Genomic DNA, 21,103 nt, shown 5'->3' with positions numbered 1-21,103 from the left:
AAGGTTCCAGCCGAGGCGAAAACCATGGAGACGGTCACGGTTATCGGAACGGTCGAAGAGTTGCAGAGTCTGGACTTCTATGCGCCCAATTCGAGCGCGGTGCTGCGCAAGGGCGACTTTCAGGAAATGGGCGCGCGCAAGCTGGATCAGGGCCTGCAATACCAGGCCGGTGTTCTCAGCGAGCCGTTTGGTGGCGACAACAAGGTCGAGTGGTTCAAGATCCGCGGGTTTGACGCCTCGGTGTCTCTGGACGGAACACCGACCACGCCGAATGGCTACTTTGTCTGGAAGCCAGAAATCTTTGGGGTTGAATCCGCCGAAGTGCTCAAGGGCCCCAATGCCTTGGTGTTTGGCGCTGCACAAACCGGCGGCGTGGTGAACCTGGTGACCAAGCGCCCACACAAGGAGCGCGCCCTCGAGCTGAACACGGAAGCGGGAAATCGCGGCCGTCTGGGTCTGAGCGTCGACTACAACAACATCGCCAATGAGGACGGCACGGTGTACTACCGCCTTGTCGCGCAGGCCCGCAAGGAAGACGGCATGCAGCGCGGCACCGACATGAAGAGCTACTACTTCGCACCGAGCGTGACGATGGAGTTCAGCCCACGCACATCGCTGACCCTGCTGGCCAGCGTCCAGCGCGAAGACGGTACGCCCACCAACGGATTCTTGCCGGCCTACGGCACCATCATCGACACACCTTATGGCCGCATCGACCGCCGCATGAACCCCGGCGAGCCCGGATTTGACTACCTCAAGCGCACACAAGCAAGCGCAGGCTGGATGCTCAGCCATCAAATCAACAACGACTGGAAGTTCGCGCAGAACTACAAGTACACCAACCTCGATCTAGACCAGGTGAACACCTTCGCATGGGGATCTGACGGCAACCGCCAACTGATGCGCGGGTACACGTACACCAACGGCAAGTCAAAGACACACTATCTGGACAACCGCATCAGCGGCAAGCTGCGTCTGTCGGACAGCGTGCAATTACTGCCCGTGCTCGGGATTGACTACCTGAAGTCCGACACCGACGGCCTGAACAACGGTTTTGGTTTTGTGCCCGGGCTCGACATGTTCAACCCGGTCTACGGCACCCCGTTCGATGTGACTGGCACACCCTACGGCCTGCACTCCAAGCAATGGGGCGCCTATGCGTCCACCCAGATGCGTGTAGGCAGTCACTGGAACTTCAACGCCGGCATCCGCCATGATCGCGCCAAGAACAAGGGTGCCATCAACGGCGGAAACGCTGGCTACGACGTGAGCAAGAACTCCCTGAACTTTGGCGCGATGTATATCAGCGACATCGGTGTCTCGCCCTACATCAGCTATTCGGAATCGTTCAAGCCCGTCGATGGCGTGGACGGCCACGGAAACGGCTACCGCCCCTATGAAGGCACGCAGCGCGAAGTCGGCGTCAAGTTCGAGCCCACATGGCTGAACGGCGGCAACCTCACGCTGGCGTACTTCGACATCAAGGAAAAGAATGCCTTGGTGTCCGACGCGTCCAACATCCAGTCGCAGACCGGCCAGCGCACCAACAAGGGCGTTGAGCTGCAAGGCAACTTCAAGCTCGGCACCAACACCTCGATGAAGGCGGCCTACACGCACAACGATTCCCGTCAGGACCTGACAACGACCCAGTCCGTGCGCACCGCGCTGATTCCCGACAACGCGGCCAGCCTGTGGCTCAGCCACCGCTTCGATCTGGCCAACAACCAGAAGCTGACCGTGGGCGCAGGCGCGCGCTACACCGGCCAGACCGAAGACCAGCGTTACTACGCCGGTCAGAAAATTTCGAGCTACACGCTGCTGGACCTGATGGTGCGCTACGACATGAGCCGCGAATGGGCGCTGCAGTTCAATGCCCGCAATCTGACCGACAAGACCTACGTCAGCGGCTGCGATTTCTACTGCTACTACGGCGCCGCACGCACCGTGGATGTGCAACTGCAGTACCAATGGAAGTAAGCGTCAGGGACGATGGCGCACCCGCGCAATGGTCGCTGCAAGCCTTTCTGACTGTCGCGTTTCTTGGCATCACCGCCGGAGTGCAGATGAGCGACTACGGCCTGCAGGCCATCTCGCTATCGGCAATCCAAAAAAGCTTTGACATCAGCGACGCCAGTCTCGGCGCATTGCAGGGACTGGCGGGCGTTCTGGTGGGCAGCGCGCTGGCGATTCCGCTGGCTCGCTTCGCTGATCGTTTCCCGCGCAAACGCGTGTTGCTGTGTCTGATCTTCGCATCGACCGCGATGATGGTGCTCAGCGCGCTGGCGCCCAATTTCCCGCTGTTCTTTCTGGGCCGCTCGGCCGCTGGCATCACCGAGTTTGCGATGGTGCCGCTGGTGTACTCGATGATTCCCGACCTCGCTCCACAACGTCACCGCGTCTTGGCCAACCTCGGCTTCGCGGCCTTGGTCTCAAGTGGTGCCAGCGCGGGCTTCTACTTTTCAGGAGACATACAGGCCACCGCCGCAGCCTGGATTCCCGGTGATCTGGACGTCTGGCGCAAGGGCTTTCTGCTTCTGTCAGCAGCCGGGCTGCCCTTGCTGATCGCAGGCCTTTTCACCGCCGATCCGCCTCGGCATGCCAGACAGGAGGACGTTTCAGGCGCGACATCGTTGAGGCAATTCCTGAAAGAACACTGGCAGCCAGTCGCCCTGTTTGTCGGCGTGGCGGGGAGTCTGATGATCGCGGTTCAGGGGCTGAATCAGCTGATTGCCTTGGCGCTCGAGCGCCGCTTCGAAGTCGCGCCCGCGCGCATCGGCGAGGTCATGGGCGTGATCGTGCTGGTCGCAACGCTGGGCTGTCTCCCCGTCGTCGCGGCGCTGGACCGCTGGTTTGCCAAGCGCTTGGGAACCGCCGTGCGGCCGATGATCATGGGCGTCTGCGCGGTTCTTTCCGTGCCCGCCATCCTGATGCTCTTTTCCACCGCCTCGCTGCAGCAGGCCTTTGTGGTGGTGGCCTTGTTTCTCTTCACCACCTGCACCGCCAACGCCCTCGTGCCGACCATGCTGCAGGACGTGGCTCCGGCGGCGTTGCGCGCACGCTGTTTTGCGCTCTGGAGTTTTGTCGTCTCGGTGTTCAGCGCGCTGGGGCCTTTGCTGGCTGGGTTCGTGTCGACATGGCTCGTCTCCGGCCAGATGCTCACGGCCATCGCACTGACCGCCACCCCTGCCCTGCTCGTGTCAGCATTTTGCGCGTTGCGACTTTTTCAGTACACGCGCAGGACCACCGTCAACGCCTGAAGGAAGATGCGTCGGCGCAATGCTGCGCAAAGGCCCAGAAGCGCGCAGCCTGCAAGAACAGCTGCTCCTGCTGATCGCTCTCCTGATGGCCGCTCTCGGGATTGAGCAGCAGCAGCGCCGGTGCTCCGCTGGTCGAGCGTCGTCGGATATTGGCCAGCAGTTTGGCGGGCTCCCAATATGGCACGCGGTCATCTTTGAGACCCGCCGTGCACAGCGTCGGCGGGTAGTCCGCCACCGGCACGTTCTCATACGGAGAAATGGCCGCCATGGCGTCGTAGGCAACAGGGTCCGCCAGCGGATCACCCCAATCGGGACGCAGCAGCGGAACCAGCGGATGATCGGCATCGCTCATGGTGTTGAGCATGTCGACGAACGGCACCTGCGCGATCACCCCGGCCCATTGCCCGGGCTGCATGTTCGCAGCCCCGCACACCAGCAGTCCGCCCGCAGACACGCCGTAGGCAACGGTTTGCGTCCGTGTGGTGTAGCCGATATCGTTCAAATACCGTGCGCATGCGATGAAATCCGTCATGGAATTGCGCTTCAATTCACGACAGCCGCCCTGATACCAGTCGTGGCCTTTTTCAGAGCCACCGCGAACATGCGCTATCGCGTAGCGGTAGCCCGCATCCACCCAGGCCAGTGCAGGCAAGGAGAACACGGGCTCATACGCAATGCCATAGGCGCCATAACCGGTGAGCAGCAATGGCCCAGGCACATCGCCCGCCATGTCTTTGCGCGAGAGAACGGTGATGGGAACAGCCACGCCGTCATCCGCCACAGCCGTGAGGCGCTCGATCCGGTATCGATCTGGCTCCAACCCACTCCAACTCTCTCGTCCCGTCTCTGTGATCTGACCATCACTTAGTCGCACATCCAGCCAACGCGGCGGCTGGGCCAGCGTCTGATGCACGATGCGTACATGCGTTGCGTCCCAGCGCTGCCCGGGCGGGAGTTCCAATACATATGAGGGGTCGTCGAAGACAATGGGAATCTCCCGGCCATCGCGCTGCAACAGCACCAGGCGATGCAGCCCCTCCACGCGCTCCAACCGCACCAGTGTCGTCACAAAGGGCACCACGGCAATGATCGGCACCCCAAGGCGGTGCGGGACCAGAGTGCCAATCGATCGCAGATCCGAGGGGGCCAGCCGCAATATCTGCCGATCCGTCGCACCCTCCGCATTCGTGATGGCGATCAGTCCGCCATCCCACTCATTGACCTCGTACCGAACGCCCCTCTCGCGCGCACGAAGCACCCGTGCAGATGCGCGGGCATCACTTGCGGCGATCAAACGCACCTCACTGGTATCCGGGCCAAACAGAGTCAAGGCAACAAACCCGTCGGCCGACGTGCGCGCCACGCGCATGAACAGCGCCGGGTCATGCTCCTCATGCACCAGCACCGCATCGCCCTCATCGATGGCACTGCGATACAAACGCGAAGGACGGCTCTGCGCATCCCGCCAGATCCAGAACAGATCCCGCGACGACGGCGAGAACGTCAGCCCCCCATAGCCAAATGCGTCCTCCGGCACGATCACCCTGATCACCCCATCCCGCATGTCCAGCACGCAGATGCGGTGACGATCATTCCCGATGAGGTCTTCAGCCCATGCGAAAAATTGGTCGTCGGGACTCTGTTGGTGGTCTGTCGCACGGTAATACGCATGGCCCTGTGCTCGCTCTGCCTCATCCACCAAAGGCTGCACCCGCCCATCCGAATGCTTGCGCAGAAACAGCTTGCGCCCGCTCGCCGCAGACGCATCCACTGTGTAAGTCCAGCCGCTCATGGCTGTGGACGGTACATGCTCAGCACTTTGCACATGACTGGCCATCGAGCGGTAGAACGCGTCTGTCGATGCCTCCAGAGGCGCAAGCATCTGTTGCGCATAACTGCGCTCAGCCTGCAAATGAGTTTGCAGGCGCTGCGGCAGATTCTCCATCGTGCGCGTTCCCAGCTCAGGCACAAATTGCATCCACGCAAACTCATCGTTGCGCGTGCGTCCAAGCTGCTCGATGCGTTTGTCTTCGCATGGAGCGATGGGTGCCTGCACATCGGGCCATGAGGACGCGCGGACCGACTCCGGCGTCCGTGTGGGAGGGTTCAGGTGTTCTTGAGTAGACATCGTTCAGGAAGTCTAGCAGCCGCCCCGCGAGGAATTGGACGGTGATTGCGCAGCCCCCATTCATGCTGAATCGCCTTTACCAAGGCCATCGCTTCCACGAAGGCTCAACCCAAACTCAGCGCTCCTGTCTGCCCAAAAACAAAAGCGCCCCGAAAGGCGCTTCTGCGTTCATTGAATCAAAGCCCGAGGACTCACGCCCCAGGCCCGCTCATCACTTCTTCAGATCAAAGCGATCAAGGTCCATGACCTTGGCCCATGCGGCCGCGAAGTCTTTGACCATCTTTTCCTTGGAGTCCGCTTCGGCGTAGACCTCGGCCAGGGCGCGCAGGATGGCGTTGGAGCCAAAGACCAAATCGACGCGCGTGCCAGTCCACTTTCTTGCACCAGTCTTGCGATCGACACCTTCGTAGGTGCCGTCAGATGTGGCCTTCCACTGGGTGCTCATGTCCAGCAGGTTCACGAAGAAATCGTTAGTGAGCTTGCCAGGGGTCTGGGTCAGCACACCGTGCTGGCTGCCGTCAGTGTTGATGTTGATGGCGCGCAGGCCGCCGATCAGCACGGTCATCTCGGGCGCGGTCAGCGTGAGCAACTGGGCCTTGTCAATCAGCAGCGCCTCAGCAGGGGCCGCAAATTGGCCTTGCAGGTGGTTGCGGAAACCGTCGGCCTTGGGCTCCAGATACTTGAACGAATCCACATCGGTTTGCTCGGCGCTCGCGTCACCACGACCCGCGTGGAATGGCACGGTGACCTGCACGCCAGCGTCTGCTGCGGCCTTTTCCACTCCCGCGTTGCCGGCGAGCACGATCAGATCGGCCAGCGAGATGCGCTTGTCGCCATCAGCGGACTTGTTGAATTCGCGCTGGATGCCTTCAAGCGTGCCGAGCACCTTGGCGAGCTGCTCGGGCTGATTGACCTGCCAGTCTTTCTGGGGAGCCAGACGGATGCGCGCGCCATTGGCGCCGCCGCGCTTGTCGGAGCCACGGAAGGTCGATGCGGATGCCCAGGCGGTGCCGACGAGTTCTTGCACGCTGAGGCCCGATGTGAGCACCTTGGCCTTGAGCACGGCCACGTCGGAGCCGTTCACGAGCGGATGGCGGGCGGCGGGGATCACATCCTGCCAGAGCAGCTCTTCCTTCGGCACTTCAGGACCGATGTAGCGGGCACGCGGGCCCATGTCGCGGTGGGTCAGCTTGAACCATGCGCGGGCAAAGGCTTCGGCGAAGGCCTGCGGGTTCTCGAGGAAGCGGCGCGAGATCTTTTCGTAGGCCGGGTCCACGCGAAGCGAGATATCGGTCGTCAACATGGTGGGTTTTTTGTTGGGGCCGCCGTGCGCATCGGGAATGACGTCGCCGGCATCCTTGGCCACCCACTGGGTGGCGCCCGCGGGGCTCTTTTCCTTCACCCATTCGAACTTGAACAGGTTCTCGAAGAAGAAGTTGCTCCACTGCGCGGGGGTCTGCGTCCAGGTCACTTCGAGGCCCGAGGTGATCGCGTCACCGCCCGAGCCCGAGCCGAAGCTGCTTGCCCAGCCGAGGCCCTGTGCTTCCAGTCCTGAGGCTTCCGGATCCGCACCGATATGCGATGCGGGGCCTGCGCCGTGCGTCTTGCCGAAGGTGTGGCCGCCAGCGATCAGGGCAACCGTTTCCTCATCGTCCATCGCCATGCGGGCAAAGGTGTCGCGGATGTCGCGTGCAGCAGAGATCGGATCGCCATTGCCATCCGGACCTTCGGGGTTCACGTAGATCAGGCCCATCTGCACGGCGGCCAGCGGGTTCTCCAGATCGCGGCCACCGCTGTAGCGGCTGTTGGGCTTGTCGCTGGTGGCGAGCCATTCTTTCTCGGCACCCCAGTACACGTCCTGATCGGGTTCCCAGGAGTCCACACGGCCACCGGCAAAACCGAAGGTGCGAAAACCCATGGTTTCCAGCGCGACGTTGCCGGTGAGGATCATCAGATCGGCCCACGAGAGTTTGTTGCCGTACTTCTGCTTGATCGGCCACAGCAGACGACGCGACTTGTCGATGTTGACGTTGTCGGGCCAACTGTTCAGCGGTGCGAAGCGCTGCTGACCGCGACCGGCACCGCCCCGACCGTCCTGCACGCGGTAGGTGCCTGCGGCGTGCCATGCCATGCGGATGAATTGCGGACCATAGTGACCGAAGTCGGCTGGCCACCAGTCCTGCGAATCGGTCATCAACGCACGCAGATCGCGCTTGACGCCTTCGTAATCGAGCTTGCTGAACTCGTCAGCATAGTTGAACGATTCGCCGAGAGGGTTGCTTTGGGCGGAGTGCTGATTCAGCAGATCCACGCGCAGCTGATTTGGCCACCAGTCGCGACTGGTGGTGGCATTGCCTTCAGCAGCGGTCTGGCTGTTCTGGGCTTGATGGAAGGGGCACTTGGATTCAGTCGTCATGGGGGTTTCTCCAGTTCAAACTTGCAGGGCACCCGGCACCTTGCGGCGCCAGTAGTGATGAAAAGCAATGATCAATGCATCATTGATTGGCATTAATTATGAAGTGGCATGCGCCATTCCGGGCCGTTTTGCCCATTGAATATACGCAAGTCCATCATAGGGAAAAATCACTCGCGAGCACAACCTCCACAGCTCCACTTGTTGATGACGTTCATGCAAAGACAGCAGTGTTTGACTGCAGATGAATGACTCGCGAGCCTGCGACAATGAATACATGCCAACGCCACATGCCGCTACCTACCTCACACCCTCCTCCTCCACGCAAACAGGCACTGGCTGTGCCGTTCTGCTGGTCAATCTGGGCACACCGGACGAGCCTACGGCTCCGGCGCTCAGGCGCTATCTGGCGCAGTTTCTCGGCGACCCACGCGTGGTGGAAATTCCGCGCATCGCGTGGCTGCCCATTCTGCATGGCATCATTCTGCGCACTCGGCCCGCGAAGTCGGCTGCCAAGTACGCATCGATCTGGATGAAGGAAGGCTCACCGCTCGCTGTGTGGACTGCCAAGCAATCCGTGCTGCTGCGCGGCTGGTTGGGTGAGGCTGGTCTGCGTGCAACCCATGTGAGCTATGCGATGCGCTACGGCAATCCGTCCATCGCGTCGCAGTTGGAAGCACTGCAGAAGCAAGGCATTGATCGCGTGCTGGTGCTGCCGCTGTATCCGCAGTATTCGAGCACCACAACGGCCAGCGTGGTCGACGATGCCTACGCCTGGCTTGGCAAACAGCGCCGCATGCCCGAGCTGCGCTTTGTGAATAGCTACCACGACCACCCCGCCTACATCCGGGCGCTGGCCGACAGCGTGCGCGCGCACTGGAGCAAGCAAGGCGGCCCGGCTGACAAACTGGTGATGAGCTTTCACGGCATTCCCGCACGCAATGTGAAACTCGGCGATCCCTACGCCGATGAATGCCGCACGACCGCGCGCTTGCTGGCAGCCGAGCTGGGACACCCGCCCGAGCGCTGCCAGATCACGTTCCAGTCACGCTTCGGCAAGGCCGAATGGCTCACGCCATATACCGAACCCACGCTCATCGCCATGGCCAAAGAAGGTGTGGCGAGCGTCGATGTGATGTGTCCCGGTTTCACTGGCGACTGCCTCGAAACGCTCGAGGAAATCAACATGGAAGCACGCGAGGCCTTCATGCATGCAGGCGGCAAGGAGTTTCGCTACATTCCCTGCCTGAACGACAGCAACGCATGGATCACCGCGCTGAGCACGATTGCGCAGCAACATCTTGGCGGCTGGCCCGTTCGCTGACTGACTGAAAAACCAATTTCAACGACCGACAACAGGCAACATCATCACCACCATGACAGCATCCCGACTCGACGCTTTTCCCATCACCCGCAAATGGCCCGCTCAGCATCCCGAGCGGCTTCAACTGTATTCGCTGCCCACGCCCAATGGCGTGAAGGTGTCGATCATGCTGGAGGAAATGGGTCTGCCCTACGAGGCGCATCGCGTGTCCTTCGACACGAACGATCAGCTCACGCCCGAGTTCATCTCGCTCAACCCGAACAACAAGATTCCCGCGATCCTCGACCCGAACGGCCCGGACGACAAGCCGATGGCGCTGTTCGAATCGGGTGCGATTCTGGTCTACCTCGCGGGCAAGAACGGAAAGTTCATGCCGAAGGACGATGCGGGCAAATTCCGCACACTGCAATGGCTGATGTTTCAGATGGGTGGCGTCGGCCCGATGTTCGGCCAAGTGGGCTTCTTCAACAAGTTTGCCGGCAAGGCCATCGAAGACAAGCGTCCGCTCGAGCGCTATGTGGGCGAATCACGACGACTGCTGGCCGTGCTCGACAAACAGTACGCGGAGCACCGATGGGTGGCGGGCGACGACTACACGATTGCCGACATTGCCATCCTGCCGTGGGTGCGCAACATTATTGGGTTTTACGAGGCCGGTGAGTTGGTGGGGTTCAAGGACTTTACTCACCTGGCCCGTGCCCTCGAGACCTTCCTCAAGCGACCAGCCGTACAGCGCGGCCTGTTGATTCCCGCCGCTCCAATGGACTGAACATCCTTTTTCTACTTCTTGGCAGCGGCATAGGTACCGTGAAGGTGATCGCCGGCTATGGAAAGGTTCCAGTGCGGACGCAGTCTACCGCCGGAGGCTACAGCGACACGGTCACGGTGACATTGGAATACTGAACACCGAGCGTAGAAGTCTCTTGGCGAGTGCATTCAATATAACCAAATCGGAATATTGAAACTGCTTTTTCGTTGTTGAATTCAAAAAACATAAATAAGACAATGGCGATATATCTGGAGATCGGCCACACAGGTTGTTCCGGTGTCGTGCACGGTCCCTCCGCATCGAACCGACCACGGAAGCATGACATGAAAGCTCTCCTCGCCTTTGCGGCAACGTTGACTGCAACCCAGTTGGCGTGGTCCGCCCAGCCTCTTCTCACGCCGCAGGAATTGCAGCCGTTGCTGCAGCAACCTGCAGTGCGCGTGATCGATATTCGCGACCCCAAAAGCTTCGAGCTCGGCCATATCGCTGGTGCCGTGAATGCGCCCTATGGCAAGTGGCGCGGCCCGGCCACCAACCCGGGCGAGTTGCCCGATCAGGAGAAGCTGGTCAAGCTCGTGCAATCGCTCGGCCTCACACCGCAGACGCATGCGGTGGTGATCTCGAACGGCGCTGACGCCACCGACTTCGGCGCGATGGCGCGCGTGTACTGGACGCTCAAGAGTCTGGGTCTGAAAGAGCTGTCGGTCGCCAACGGCGGCATGAAGGCGTGGGAAGCGGCGGGTGCACAGACCACCCGTGACATCGCCAAGATCACGCCAAGCAACTATGCACCCACCTTCGATGCCCAATGGCTCGCCACACGTGCCGATGTACGCCAGCATCTCGATCTGAGCAACGCGGCGCTGGTCGACTCGCGGCCCGATGCGTTCTACCAAGGCAAGACACGCGCCCCGGCCGCCAAGCTCTCGGGCACCCTGCCGGGCGCGCAGCAACTCGACTTCAACCAATGGTTCGAGCCCGGCACGTCCCAATTTGTGAACACCGAAAAGGCCCAGCAGATCGCCGCGAAGATCAAGCGCGAGAGCGGCAAGGACATGGTCGCCTTCTGCAACACCGGCCACTGGGCTGCGACCGACTGGTTCGGTCTGTCGGAAGTCGCTGGCTTGCCCAGCGTGAAGCTCTACGCCGGCTCCATGGTGGACTGGACCCAGTCCACGGATGCGCCCCAGATGGCCAACCAGCCCACGCGCGCCGAATCGCTGGCCTACGACGCACAGCAATGGTGGAAGCGCACGTTCAAGTGATGGAGCGACTTTGCTTCCTTCGCACAAACATCACTACACACAAGAACTCAGCATGAGCACAGCCACCACAACGGCCACGCATGGCGCAGCCACCAGCGCATCCCCCACCACCAGTGGTGCCAAGCGCCTGCCGCTGGCCATCGTCTTTCTCGTCTTCTTCGGCTGGCTGCTCTGGACCGTCTCGGTGCGCCAGGCAGCGCTGTTTGCGGTCGGCCTTGGTCTCGGTGCGGTGCTCGCAGGCAAGCGCTTTGGCTTCACCACCGGGTGGCGCATGCTCATCGAAGAGAAGGATGCCAGCGGCGTTTTCGGCCAACTGCTGCTGCTCGCACTCGCGGCCGCCATGGCCATGCCATTGCTGGGGCACTTCCCCGAACTGACCGCCGCGCTTGGCCCTCCCAGCATCAGTCTGCTGGTGGGTGCCTTCGTCTTCGGCATGTGCATGCAGATCGCGGATGGCTGCGGCAGCGGTACGCTTTACAAGGCGGGCATGGGTTTTCCGATGAACACCGCCATCCTCCCGATGTTCGCCATCGGCAGCTTTCTGGGCAGCCTGAGTCTCGGCTGGTGGCTCGATCTCGGCGCGCTGCCGCCCGTCGGCCTCGTGACGACCTGGGGTTGGCAATACGCGCTTGCGGCCACGCTGGTCGCACTTGCCGCGCTCGCCATCGGCGTGGCGCTCTACACGCGCGGCGCCAATGCCAGGTTGCAGCGCCCGGCCAAGCCGCTGCTCTCGCGTCGCTGGCTGATCGGCGCGGTGCTGCTCGCGGTGCTCGCCACCTTGAATCTGGTCATCGCGGGCCAACCTTGGGGCGTGGTCTACGGCTTTGGCCTGTGGGCCGCAAAAGTAGCCAATGCCACCAACGCCATTGATCTCTCGCAGAACTGGTTCTGGAGCCAACCCGGCAACGCCGCGCGCCTGCACGAGACCGTGCTTCTCGATGTCACCAGCATCACCAACATCGGCATCCTCGGAGGCGCACTCTGGGTCGCCGCTGCCAAGCCTGCATCCGCCAAGCCGCTCACCGGCACGCAATGGGTCGTCGCGCTCGTCGCAGGTCTGATCCTTGGCTACAGCTCGCGCCTGGCCTTTGGATGCAATGTGGGTGCCATGTTCTCAGGTATCTCCACCGGCAGCATCCACGGCTGGATCTGGGTGCCACTTGCGTTTGCAGGCACGATTTTCGGTCTGCGCATTCGCAGGCACTTCGGCATGTGAGCACGCACGGGAGAACTCGAACATGACACAAAAAAGCACCCTCCGCACCCTCTTCTGGCTGGCCCTGCTTGCTTTTCTGACTTGGGACTACTGGGCCTCGCCCAAGGTCGATCTGCGCTTCGAAGCCCCCCTGATCGCTGCGGGATCCGGTCAAGCCGCACAAGGCGGTCACTGCTCCATGCCTACAGGAAAGTGAGCATGCGCACACATTCCATTCAAAAAGCGGCATCAGCACTTGCATCTCAGGTGCATTCGAGCCACAACACCGTTTTGTAGGCCGAGCGCGCATAGTAGTGTGATGTCCAGCACAAAAGAGCCAACAAGCAATAGCATTGCCCCATCCTGATTTGGGCAGCAACGTTGTCGACTGCCTCTACCGCGCTCAGCGCGTTGCTCCGAAAATAAGGACATGCGGCTTCGCCCGACTTTGGCGAAGCCGCATCCCTCAAGAGAATTGAAAGGAAGGACTGTGATGCGTAATATTGTTTCTCTGCGTACCGTTGTGATGGCTGCCGCAGTGGCCGTGGGCAGCATGTCGATGGTGGCATGTACCACCACGAACACCACCACCGCTGCCGCACCGCGTATGGACAGCACCACCATCAACACCCGTGCCAACGCAGCCCTCGAGCGCCTGTACTCCACCGCCCCCGGCTCCAAGGATGTGGTGTCCAAAGCCAAGGGCGTGCTGATTTTCCCGTCGGTGGTGGGCGGCAGCTTCGTGGTGGGTGTGGAACATGGTCGCGGCGTGCTGCGTGAGCATGGCAAAAACACCGCGTTCTACAGCACCACCGGCGCATCCATCGGCTGGCAGATCGGCGGTCAATCCAAAGCTGTGATCTATGTGTTCAACACGGATGAAGCGCTCGCCAAGTTCAAGGCAAGCAACGGCTGGACCGCCGGTGCCGACGCCCAGGTGACCGTGGGCCGCGTGGGAGCCAACTCCTCCATCGACACCCAAACTGCCCAAGAACCCGTGGTGAGCTATGTGTTGACCAATGTGGGCCTCGAAGCTGGCGTATCGCTCAACGGCTCGAAGATCTCACGCGTGGTCGAGTAAACCGGTCGAACTCCGCCAAGCGTTTTTGCCGAGCTTCGCGGATACCTCAAACAGCCACCCTCGCGGTGGCTGTTTGCTTTGTTCTGTTGGGAGTCGTCGCGTCCAGCGCGCCTCGTCAGGGAATCAACGGGCCTTGTGATTCAACGGCGTTGCCAGGTTCGTTCACCGCCGCATCAGCCTCCACCTCGAACCCTGCAGCCCGCCAAGCCTCCAGCCCACCCACCAGAGGTCGCACATTGGTGAATCCGGCACGCTGCAGTTGCTTGGCGAGGCGCGCAGCCGAGATTTCGTGCGGGCAATCGCAATACACCACGAGCCCATGGGCGTGCTGCTCCTGCGGCATCAGTGGTTCGTGGGGCAGGCTGGACTGTCTGGAAATCGACTTCCAGGACTGCGCGCGTGGAATGCGCCCACGCTGGTATTGCGAAACATCGCGCACGTCGATCACCGTGGGGAAAACGCCGTGTGCGTTCATGCCAGCGAGTTCGTGCACCGACAGGCGCGGCATCTTCAGCGAGCGAAGAGTACGTGTGCGCTGCCACCATTTACGCAGCAAAAAAACCACGAATACGAACAGCACCAGCAACAGGCCCCATTTGCCAAGCGCGGAGAGCACGTCGAGCAGGTCCTGTACCGTGCTGCTGAACAACGACCCGAGGAATACGGCCGAGCCCACCCAGATGAGCGCACCCAGCGTGTCGAACAGCACAAAGGTCGAGAGCGGCGTGCCCACGGTTCCGGCCAGCGCACTGGCGATCGAGGCGAAGCCCGGCACGAATTTGGCGATCAACAGTGACTTGGGGCCCCAGCGGCCATAGACCGATTCGGTCTGGCGGATGCAGGCATCGGGTGAGAGCGAGATGCGGCAGATGCGCCCAAGCACCGCGCCGCCGTAGACTTTGCCCGCGCGGTACCAGATCACGTCGGCGATCAGCGCGGCAACCACGGCGATGACGATCAGCATCGCGAGACGGCCCATGCTCGCGCCTTCGAGCGCACCGGTGATCACCAGCACGGGATAGGCGGGGATCGGCGCGCCCAACTGTTCGATGAGCACGTTGAGGAACACGATTCCAAAGCCGAATTCGCGAATGAGATCGACCAGCCAAGCCATTTTGCGGGCACTCCGATGGGGGTGGAAAAAGCACACTGAGGACGGTTCTGCAAATGATGCAGGACGGCAGGGCATGCTAGCCCCGCCCCAGTGTCCTTGCTCAGTGGGGGTTGATCATGGCGTGGTCAGGCGCGCAGCAGGCAGCGCATCACGGCGTCGTACTGTGCTGGCACGTTGAGCGCCGGGGCGTGGCCGCAGCCCGGCACTTCAATCCACTCCAGCAGGCCCTTGGAACCCGGCCCGCACGTCTGCATTTCACGCGCCGTGGCCTCGAGCACGAGATCGGAAGCCTCGCCGCGCAGCAGCAGCACGGGCAAGTCGAGCGCGTCGTAATGCGGCCAGATCCGGTAGTCGTCGGTATGTTCGGTGAACTGCATGACGATGGCCGGATCGTAGTGCGGCGTGACGCGGCCATCGTCCAGGCGGCGCGTGCTGGTCTCGGTGAGTTTGCGCCATTCGACGTCGCTGAGCCAGCCGAAGGGCTTGTACGCAGTGCGGAAGAAGCTCTCGAGTTCGGCCATGGAATCGAACACGGGCGGCTTGCCGACATAGGCCTTAATGCGCTCGATGGCGGTCTCGGCGAGCTGGGGCGCGTTGTCGTTGAGCACCAGCGTGGCGATACGCCCTCGCAGGGAGGGCTCGAACAGGCCCGACGCGCAGACTGTGCCGATGGCGCCGCCCATCGACGTGCCCACCCAGTGCGCGCGGGCAATGCCGAGTGCATCCAACAGCTCACGTGCGACGCGGGCGTAAAAGCGCAGACAGTATTCATCTTTGGGAGCCCTGCTCCACTGGCTGTAGCCCCGACCGATGGTGTCGGGGCAGATCACGCGAAAGCCCTGGCCAGCAAGGAACTGCGCGAGCGCATCCATGTCGCGCCCGGTGCGCGCGAGGCCGTGCCAAGCGATGACGACCGGCGCATCCTGTACACCAGGAGCGCTCCAGTCCATGCAGTGCAGCTCGTAACCGGCACACGGGACATATCGGGAAACGGGAGTGATGGCAGCAGACATGGCTTGTGGGATGGTCAAAGAAAAAACCGGCCGCCGAAGACTTTGGCGAGCCGGTTTCCAGTGTGCCACGGGCTCAGATTGTCACTGCGGTACCTTGATGGAGGTGCCCGCAAATCCGATCTGGTCAGCCGCTGCCGGAGTCGCCTTGAAGCCCGGCACATTGGCTGCGGTAATCGCCGTGGCCGCGCCCGGTGTGCCGCCACGCGGCGTGGTGCGCACGACCTGGCTGGCGGGCAGTGCGGCCTTGGTCTTCAGATGGTTCCACATCGCGTCCATCGCCTGATTGAAGTAGGGATGCAGCGGCACGAAGCGCGTGTCGAAGCCGCCGAACAGCAGGAAGGCGTCGAAGTGCTGCGCATTGGTCACCTCGATGTAGCGCAGGTTGGACTTGGCACCCTCGAGCGTCTGGTTCAGCGCGGTGTAGGCGCGCGCGTTGTGGTTCACAGGAATCAGCGCGTCGCTGCGGCCTGCGACGATGATCACCGGCTTGGTCTTGAGGTTGGCGCTGTGGCGCACTTCCGTCAGGCCGCTGCGCACCGCATCGCTCTGCGCCTTGGTCGGAACGCTCGCTGCCGTGAGCGCCGCGCCCGCTGCATCGACGCCCGAAACCAGCGCGTGCTGGCACAGCGCGTTGTCGAGCCCCAGATCAGCCACGCCAGTGGATGGTGACACCGCGAACGCCCACGATTTCGCGCCGCCCACGGAGTCGTTGTAGATCACTGTGGCGGGCGTGCCGTTCGATGTGCCGTTGGCCGTTGCAAAGCTCACCGCCAGCGCGGCGGGCGCAGCAGCGACGACGTCGCCAGTGGCGCTCGCGGCACCGAAGCTCGCGTTGCACAGATTGGAGTCGGCGCCGAAGCGGCCATAGGCCATGGTGTACATCGCCGACAGAATGGGCCCATTGCCCAGCGCGTAGTGCGCGTTGTGCATCTGGTCGTTGTCGCGCGTCCAGCCGTAGGCGCGCAGCTTGTTAAGCGCATCGGCTGCACGCTCCGCCGTGGTCGTGCCGCTCACCAGACCCTTGGCGGCCAAGCCATCGCAGCGCGCGGTGGCACGCGCCGTCATGGCGGTGAGCGCGATGTAGTTGAAGATCGAGGTCTCGCTGATCGCTGCATCGGGCGCGAGCGCCGCGCAAGGCTGGTAGATGTTGCCGTAGGTGGTGTAGTCGGCCAGCGTCTTGCCATAGCCGGTGACCGCTGTCTCGCCAAACTGGATGCCGTAGCCGCTGGTGGTCGGCATCTCGACCATGGGCTCGGACGCCACCACGCCGTCAATCAGCCCATCGCCATCCTGCTCGGCAGCGCGCAGCACGGCCGCGCCGCCATTGGAGGCCGAGCCGCCGATCACCAGCGTGTTGTCCTTGGTGAAGGGCACGGGATCGTCCAGCTTGCCGTACTTGGCGTTGAGCACGTAGATCGCATAGCGCGCGGCGGTCAGCGTGTCGGTGCCCCAGTCCTTCTCGGGGTTCTGCTGCGACTGAGCATGCTTGATGGCGATGCGGTTCGGGAAGGCGGCGTTGTAGGCCGCGCGTGCCGCATCCGTGAGATTCGCGGAGAAGAAGCTCAGCTTGCCCGCCGCCGATTTGGTAGCGCGCGAGCCATCGATCTTGTTGACCGTGTCGTCCGCCAGATTGTGCAGGCCCACGCCCTTGCCCGCATCGGTGAGCGCCACCGCGCAGCCCTTCTTGAGACCCCATTCGCCCGCCGTGCCGATGGCGCCATACACGCCGCGCGAGCCCGAGGATGGGCCGATCACCACACATGGATTTTTGGCATCGAAGCTGTCGGGCACCTGCACCGCGATCACGGTCTGCTTGCGGCCCGAGCCGTCGTCAAGCACAGCGATGTATTCGCGCCCGGGAATCAGCCCCTCGTTCTGGGTAACCACGCCCGCAGCGGTCACATTGGGGCCGTAGAGCGTGCCATAGCCGCCATTTGCCAGCGGATCAAGAATGCCCCGGTAGTTCGAGAACAGCGCATTGCGGCGCAGTTCCGCCACGGTTGGGTTGGCCGGATCGGCATAAGCCGGAGCCGCGCCGCCAAGGCCGGTCTTGCCAATGCCGCCGGTCAGCAGATCCTGCTGCGCGGCCGTGCTCCCGGTGCTGACCGACGTAGCGGCGTACTGCGTGTTGCTGATCTCCGTGACACCCTGCGGCAGGTCATTGGTCACGTGGTGGGAACTGCCGCCACAGGCCGCCAGCGTGGCGCAGGCCAATGCGGTGAAGCTCCACTGGAGCGTGGCATGGGATTTCTTCTTCGTTGCTCTCGCGTGCATTTTGTCTCCCGACTTGTTCTGACACGCGCCAGTCTCTGGGCGTGCCCATCATTGCGAAGACCGATGGAACCACCGGCAACGCATTGTGGAAAACAAACCGGGCGAGATCACTCAAAGTAAACCCGCATAAGCAAAGGCCCCTAAAAGAAAACCCTGATAGGCCGGGGGAGTCAGCCGCGCTCCAACCACCACTGCTGCGCGCGCAAGGCGATCACCGCACCCGCAACGATGGCCGCCACCGAGATGAAGCTCCCAATTTGCAACATCGAGATCGCGCTCAAGCCCTGCCCCACGGTGCAGCCCATGGCGACCACGCCGCCAATGCCCATGAGCACCGCGCCCACCAGATGGCGCGCCAGATCGGCCATGTCGGCAAAGCCCTGCCAGCGAAATTCGCGCCGCACAAGCGACTGCACCAGCGCACCAAACACCATGCCGAACACCGCCACCACGCCCCAAGTGAGCACCTTGGCCCGGTCGCTGAAGAACAGCAACCAGTCGAGCACATGCGCCACCGGCGCGACGAAGCTGAAGGCCTCGATGCGGCCGGTGTAAGTGGTGGCGTAGAGATGCTCCAGCGTTTCGGGATGCTCCTGCACCTCGCCTACATGGCCGCTCAGCGCCCAGGCCGCCGCCACGCAAGCCCCCACGAGCAAGCCACCGATCAGCACGGGCCAGTCACGCCCGCTGCGCGGGACGCCGAAGCCGACGACGATCAGCACTGCGCCAATACCGCAGCCGAGCATCCAACGCAGCGTGTCCACCGACGCCATGCCCGACGCCGCCAGCCATTCCGGAAGCAGCGTGAGATACGGCAGCTCAACAAACACGCTCTCCAGATACCGCGCGCGCGGTACCGAGGTGATGCCCTTGAGCGTGGCGAACGCGGCCACCGCCATGACGATCAGCACCACCAGCGACTTGAGGCTGCCGCCACCCACGCGCGTGAGATTGCGTGCGCCGCAGCCCGATGCCAGCACCATGCCGATGCCGAACATCAGTCCCCCGACGATGGAGGACAGCCAGAGCACGCGGCGCATTGCGTAAATGGTGTCGGCGGGCTTCACCCAGCCGATGTGGGCCAGCAGCGCAAAGCCACACATCGCGACGCCGATGGCGGCCAGCCACTGGCGCATGCGCATCCAGTCGCCCACATAAACGACGTCGCTGATGGCACCCATGGTGCAGAAACGCGTCTCGCGCATGACCGCGCCCAACACGGCCGACAGGAAAAAAACCGCCACCAGAACGGTGGCGACCAACGAATCAAACTCGGAAACACTCATGCGCCGTATTGGAGCGTTTCGCTCACAACTTCGCAATGGCTATTTACACATTCCCCTACTGGGCTATTCCCTCATTGGGTTTGACGTTTAGCAACTCAGGCTCATTGAGCCTGCGCGGCGCGATCACCTTTTGATCTTTCAACCAGGGCTCGACCAGCTCCCAGATCTGCTTGTTGCCGGCCGACTTGGCCTCTTCGGCCACCGGCGCCCAGCCTGCCACCTTGTACTTCTTCTCTGCGTCCAGCAACTGGCCCTTGAGTCGCATCTCGGTGATGCGGCTGCCCGCCTTGGCGGTCGGGTCGCAGCGGTATTGAAGGCCGCCCACGCGCACCATGTCGCCGCCCTGCTGGTAGTACGGGTCGGGATTGAACAGGTTGTCGGCCACATCTTCGAGCACGGTCTTGATGGTCGCACCGGTCATCTCGGTGACGGTGGCGTAGGAGTAGGTCGTCGCCGTCATGTCCATGAGCCATTCGCGCGTGATGTCCTGACCCGGCAGCAGCGACGTACCCCAACGGAAGCCCGGCGAAAATGCAATCGGACAGTCCTGCACCGCCATCATCGCGTCGAGCAGCAACTGATCACCCGTGCCGTTGAAATTGCCACGGCGATACAGCGTGCCGTCAGTACGCGCCAGCACCTCGGCGAGCTTGGCCTCGTAGGGCGCGCGCACCTTGGTGATGAGCGCCTGCATCTCGGCATCGGCTGGCAAGATGTTCGAGAAGATCGGCAGCAGGCGATACTTGAAGTCGCGGACCTTGCCGTCCTTGACGTTAAAGTCGAGCACGCCAAGAAACTTGCCGTTCGATCCCGCATTGGTGACGATGGTCTTGCCGCCCGCGTTCTCGACAATGGTCGGCACGGGCATGCCGTCGTGCGTGTGACCGCCCAGAATCGCATCGATGCCGCGCACGCGCGAGGCCATCTTCAGGTCCACGTCCATGCCATTGTGCGAGAGCACGACGACAACCTTCGCGCCCTTGCCGCGTGCCTCGTCCACCATGGCCTGCAGGTTTTCGTCCTGAATGCCGAAGCTCCAGTCCGCCACCATGTAGCGCGGGTTGGCAATCGGCGTGTAAGGGAAGGCCTGGCCGATGATGGCGCAGGGTACGCCATTCATTTCACGGATCACATACGGTTTGAACACCGGGTCGCCGAAGTCGGTGGTCTTCACATTCTGCGCGACAAAATCGAGCTTGCTGCCAAAGTCCTTTTCGATGATTTCCTTGACCCGGTCCATGCCGTAGGTGAACTCCCAGTGGCCGGTCATCACATCCACGCCAAGCAGCTTGCAGGCGTCAACCATGTCCTGCGCGTTGGTCCAGAGCGACGTGGCGGAGCCCTGCCAAGTGTCGCCACCGTCGAGCAGCAGCGAACCGGGCCGTGACGCCTTCATGCGCTTGACCAGCGTGGCCAGATGCGCGAAACCGCCCACCTTGCCGTAGCGCTTGGCGGCGCTTTCAAAGTCGAGATAGGAGAACGCATAGGCATCCGCCGTGCCGGGGCGCACGCCCGCGGACTTCAGCAAATGCTCGCCCACCAGATGCGGGCGCTGGTTCTTCATCGCGCCAATGCCGAGGTTCACACTGGGTTCGCGAAAGTAGATGGGGTTGAGCTGCGCGTGGCAGTCGGTCATGTGCAGAAAGCTGACGTTGCCGAATGTCGGAACGTCGTACATGGCCTTGTCGGCCAATCTGCTGTCAGCGTGCGCATAGCGCTGCAGGCCCATGCCTGCCACGCCCGCAGCCGCCAACATCTGCATGAATTCGCGTTTGGAAAGGCTCATGGGTGCTTCTTCTTTTGTTTTTTACGAAGCCTTGCGGCTTCGGTTGGTTGGTCGTTTCGAGGCGCAAAGACAGCCCTGATACTTTGTTGCACAGGCTGGCCGTACATGAGTACTGTCTGCGCCTGTGCGTCGCGTATCAGAGGCAGTCTTGGCGTTGTGGTGGTGGTTCAAACGTCGTGAACACCTCTGCAACCGGAG

The 21,103-nt window shown here is 62.2% G+C and carries 15 protein-coding genes; 8 read left to right on the top strand and 7 right to left on the bottom strand.

All coding sequences use genetic code 11. The features are described 5' to 3' along the window. Window positions 1-24 precede the first annotated feature (24 nt). Both G7047_RS06340 and G7047_RS06335 read left to right on the top strand, forming a co-directional pair. Window positions 25-1,977, top strand: coding sequence for a TonB-dependent siderophore receptor (locus G7047_RS06340; protein ID WP_240939386.1), 1,953 nt, complete (start codon window positions 25-27; stop codon window positions 1,975-1,977). Continuing rightward, window positions 1,968-3,257, top strand: coding sequence for an MFS transporter (locus G7047_RS06335; RefSeq protein WP_166302312.1), 1,290 nt, complete (start codon window positions 1,968-1,970; stop codon window positions 3,255-3,257). The genes G7047_RS06340 and G7047_RS06335 overlap by 10 nt, the downstream gene beginning before the upstream one ends. Here the strand turns inward: G7047_RS06335 and G7047_RS06330 are convergent. Continuing rightward, on the bottom strand, window positions 3,247-5,385 hold the full coding sequence (locus tag G7047_RS06330) for a prolyl oligopeptidase family serine peptidase (RefSeq protein ID WP_205904727.1): 2,139 nt from the start codon (window positions 5,383-5,385) through the stop codon (window positions 3,247-3,249). The two genes, G7047_RS06335 and G7047_RS06330, sit on opposite strands and share 11 nt — an antisense overlap. A gap of 211 nt (window positions 5,386-5,596) precedes the next feature. Continuing rightward, window positions 5,597-7,801 carry a catalase/peroxidase HPI gene (gene katG, locus G7047_RS06325; RefSeq protein ID WP_166302310.1) on the bottom strand — a complete coding sequence of 735 codons (2,205 nt, stop codon included), beginning with the start codon at window positions 7,799-7,801 and terminating at the stop codon, window positions 5,597-5,599. Between the two features lie 274 nt (window positions 7,802-8,075). On the opposite strand from katG, the gene hemH reads away from it, so the two are divergent. The 6 genes from hemH to G7047_RS06295 all read left to right on the top strand — a co-directional run bounded on the left by hemH (window position 8,076) and on the right by G7047_RS06295 (window position 13,432). Continuing rightward, window positions 8,076-9,122 (top strand): ferrochelatase, encoded by a 1,047-nt coding sequence (gene hemH, locus G7047_RS06320; protein ID WP_166302308.1) that lies wholly within the window; start codon window positions 8,076-8,078, stop codon window positions 9,120-9,122. A gap of 52 nt (window positions 9,123-9,174) precedes the next feature. Then, complete coding sequence (locus tag G7047_RS06315; RefSeq protein WP_166302306.1) at window positions 9,175-9,891, top strand: glutathione S-transferase N-terminal domain-containing protein; 717 nt, start codon at window positions 9,175-9,177, stop codon at window positions 9,889-9,891. Between the two features lie 323 nt (window positions 9,892-10,214). Further along, entirely contained in the window at window positions 10,215-11,156 is a 942-nt protein-coding gene (locus G7047_RS06310; protein WP_166302304.1) for a sulfurtransferase, read from the top strand. Between the two features lie 52 nt (window positions 11,157-11,208). Further along, on the top strand, window positions 11,209-12,372 hold the full coding sequence (locus G7047_RS06305; RefSeq protein WP_166302301.1) for a YeeE/YedE thiosulfate transporter family protein: 1,164 nt from the start codon (window positions 11,209-11,211) through the stop codon (window positions 12,370-12,372). 22 nt (window positions 12,373-12,394) lie between these two features. Next, entirely contained in the window at window positions 12,395-12,568 is a 174-nt protein-coding gene (locus tag G7047_RS06300; RefSeq protein ID WP_166302298.1) for a hypothetical protein, read from the top strand. A 276-nt stretch (window positions 12,569-12,844) separates the two neighbouring features. After that, window positions 12,845-13,432 carry a YSC84-related protein gene (locus G7047_RS06295; RefSeq protein WP_166302293.1) on the top strand — a complete coding sequence of 196 codons (588 nt, stop codon included), beginning with the start codon at window positions 12,845-12,847 and terminating at the stop codon, window positions 13,430-13,432. 115 nt (window positions 13,433-13,547) lie between these two features. Here G7047_RS06295 and G7047_RS06290 read toward each other — a convergent pair whose 3' ends face one another. The 5 genes from G7047_RS06290 to soxB form a co-directional block, all read right to left on the bottom strand. Further along, complete coding sequence (locus tag G7047_RS06290) at window positions 13,548-14,546, bottom strand: rhodanese-like domain-containing protein (RefSeq protein ID WP_166302288.1); 999 nt, start codon at window positions 14,544-14,546, stop codon at window positions 13,548-13,550. Between the two features lie 125 nt (window positions 14,547-14,671). Next, the gene (locus G7047_RS06285; protein ID WP_166302284.1) at window positions 14,672-15,559 is read right to left on the bottom strand and encodes an alpha/beta fold hydrolase; all 888 of its coding nucleotides are present in this window, start codon (window positions 15,557-15,559) and stop codon (window positions 14,672-14,674) included. Window positions 15,560-15,640: 81 nt separating this feature from the next. Then, window positions 15,641-17,833, bottom strand: coding sequence for a 3-hydroxybutyrate oligomer hydrolase family protein (locus G7047_RS06280; protein ID WP_166302280.1), 2,193 nt, complete (start codon window positions 17,831-17,833; stop codon window positions 15,641-15,643). A gap of 170 nt (window positions 17,834-18,003) precedes the next feature. Next, complete coding sequence (locus G7047_RS06275; protein ID WP_166302277.1) at window positions 18,004-19,119, bottom strand: YeeE/YedE family protein; 1,116 nt, start codon at window positions 19,117-19,119, stop codon at window positions 18,004-18,006. A gap of 55 nt (window positions 19,120-19,174) precedes the next feature. Then, the gene (soxB, locus tag G7047_RS06270; RefSeq protein WP_166302274.1) at window positions 19,175-20,905 is read right to left on the bottom strand and encodes a thiosulfohydrolase SoxB; all 1,731 of its coding nucleotides are present in this window, start codon (window positions 20,903-20,905) and stop codon (window positions 19,175-19,177) included. Window positions 20,906-21,103 lie beyond the last annotated feature (198 nt).

The sequence above is a fragment of the Diaphorobacter sp. HDW4A genome, from assembly GCF_011305995.1.
In the GTDB taxonomy this organism is placed as follows: domain Bacteria; phylum Pseudomonadota; class Gammaproteobacteria; order Burkholderiales; family Burkholderiaceae_C; genus Diaphorobacter_A.
The sequence above is the reverse complement of the archived record's forward strand: the minus strand, read 5'-3'. Positions and strand labels throughout refer to the sequence as shown.

Coding starts and splice junctions, on each gene's coding strand:
- G7047_RS06340 (WP_240939386.1), top strand. CDS start 25: ATGGAGACGGTCACGGTTATCGGAACGGTCGAAGAGTTGCAGAGTCTG.
- G7047_RS06335 (WP_166302312.1), top strand. CDS start 1,968: ATGGAAGTAAGCGTCAGGGACGATGGCGCACCCGCGCAATGGTCGCTG.
- G7047_RS06330 (WP_205904727.1), bottom strand. CDS start 5,385: ATGTCTACTCAAGAACACCTGAACCCTCCCACACGGACGCCGGAGTCG.
- katG (WP_166302310.1), bottom strand. CDS start 7,801: ATGACGACTGAATCCAAGTGCCCCTTCCATCAAGCCCAGAACAGCCAG.
- hemH (WP_166302308.1), top strand. CDS start 8,076: ATGCCAACGCCACATGCCGCTACCTACCTCACACCCTCCTCCTCCACG.
- G7047_RS06315 (WP_166302306.1), top strand. CDS start 9,175: ATGACAGCATCCCGACTCGACGCTTTTCCCATCACCCGCAAATGGCCC.
- G7047_RS06310 (WP_166302304.1), top strand. CDS start 10,215: ATGAAAGCTCTCCTCGCCTTTGCGGCAACGTTGACTGCAACCCAGTTG.
- G7047_RS06305 (WP_166302301.1), top strand. CDS start 11,209: ATGAGCACAGCCACCACAACGGCCACGCATGGCGCAGCCACCAGCGCA.
- G7047_RS06300 (WP_166302298.1), top strand. CDS start 12,395: ATGACACAAAAAAGCACCCTCCGCACCCTCTTCTGGCTGGCCCTGCTT.
- G7047_RS06295 (WP_166302293.1), top strand. CDS start 12,845: ATGCGTAATATTGTTTCTCTGCGTACCGTTGTGATGGCTGCCGCAGTG.
- G7047_RS06290 (WP_166302288.1), bottom strand. CDS start 14,546: ATGGCTTGGCTGGTCGATCTCATTCGCGAATTCGGCTTTGGAATCGTG.
- G7047_RS06285 (WP_166302284.1), bottom strand. CDS start 15,559: ATGTCTGCTGCCATCACTCCCGTTTCCCGATATGTCCCGTGTGCCGGT.
- G7047_RS06280 (WP_166302280.1), bottom strand. CDS start 17,833: ATGCACGCGAGAGCAACGAAGAAGAAATCCCATGCCACGCTCCAGTGG.
- G7047_RS06275 (WP_166302277.1), bottom strand. CDS start 19,119: ATGAGTGTTTCCGAGTTTGATTCGTTGGTCGCCACCGTTCTGGTGGCG.
- soxB (WP_166302274.1), bottom strand. CDS start 20,905: ATGAGCCTTTCCAAACGCGAATTCATGCAGATGTTGGCGGCTGCGGGC.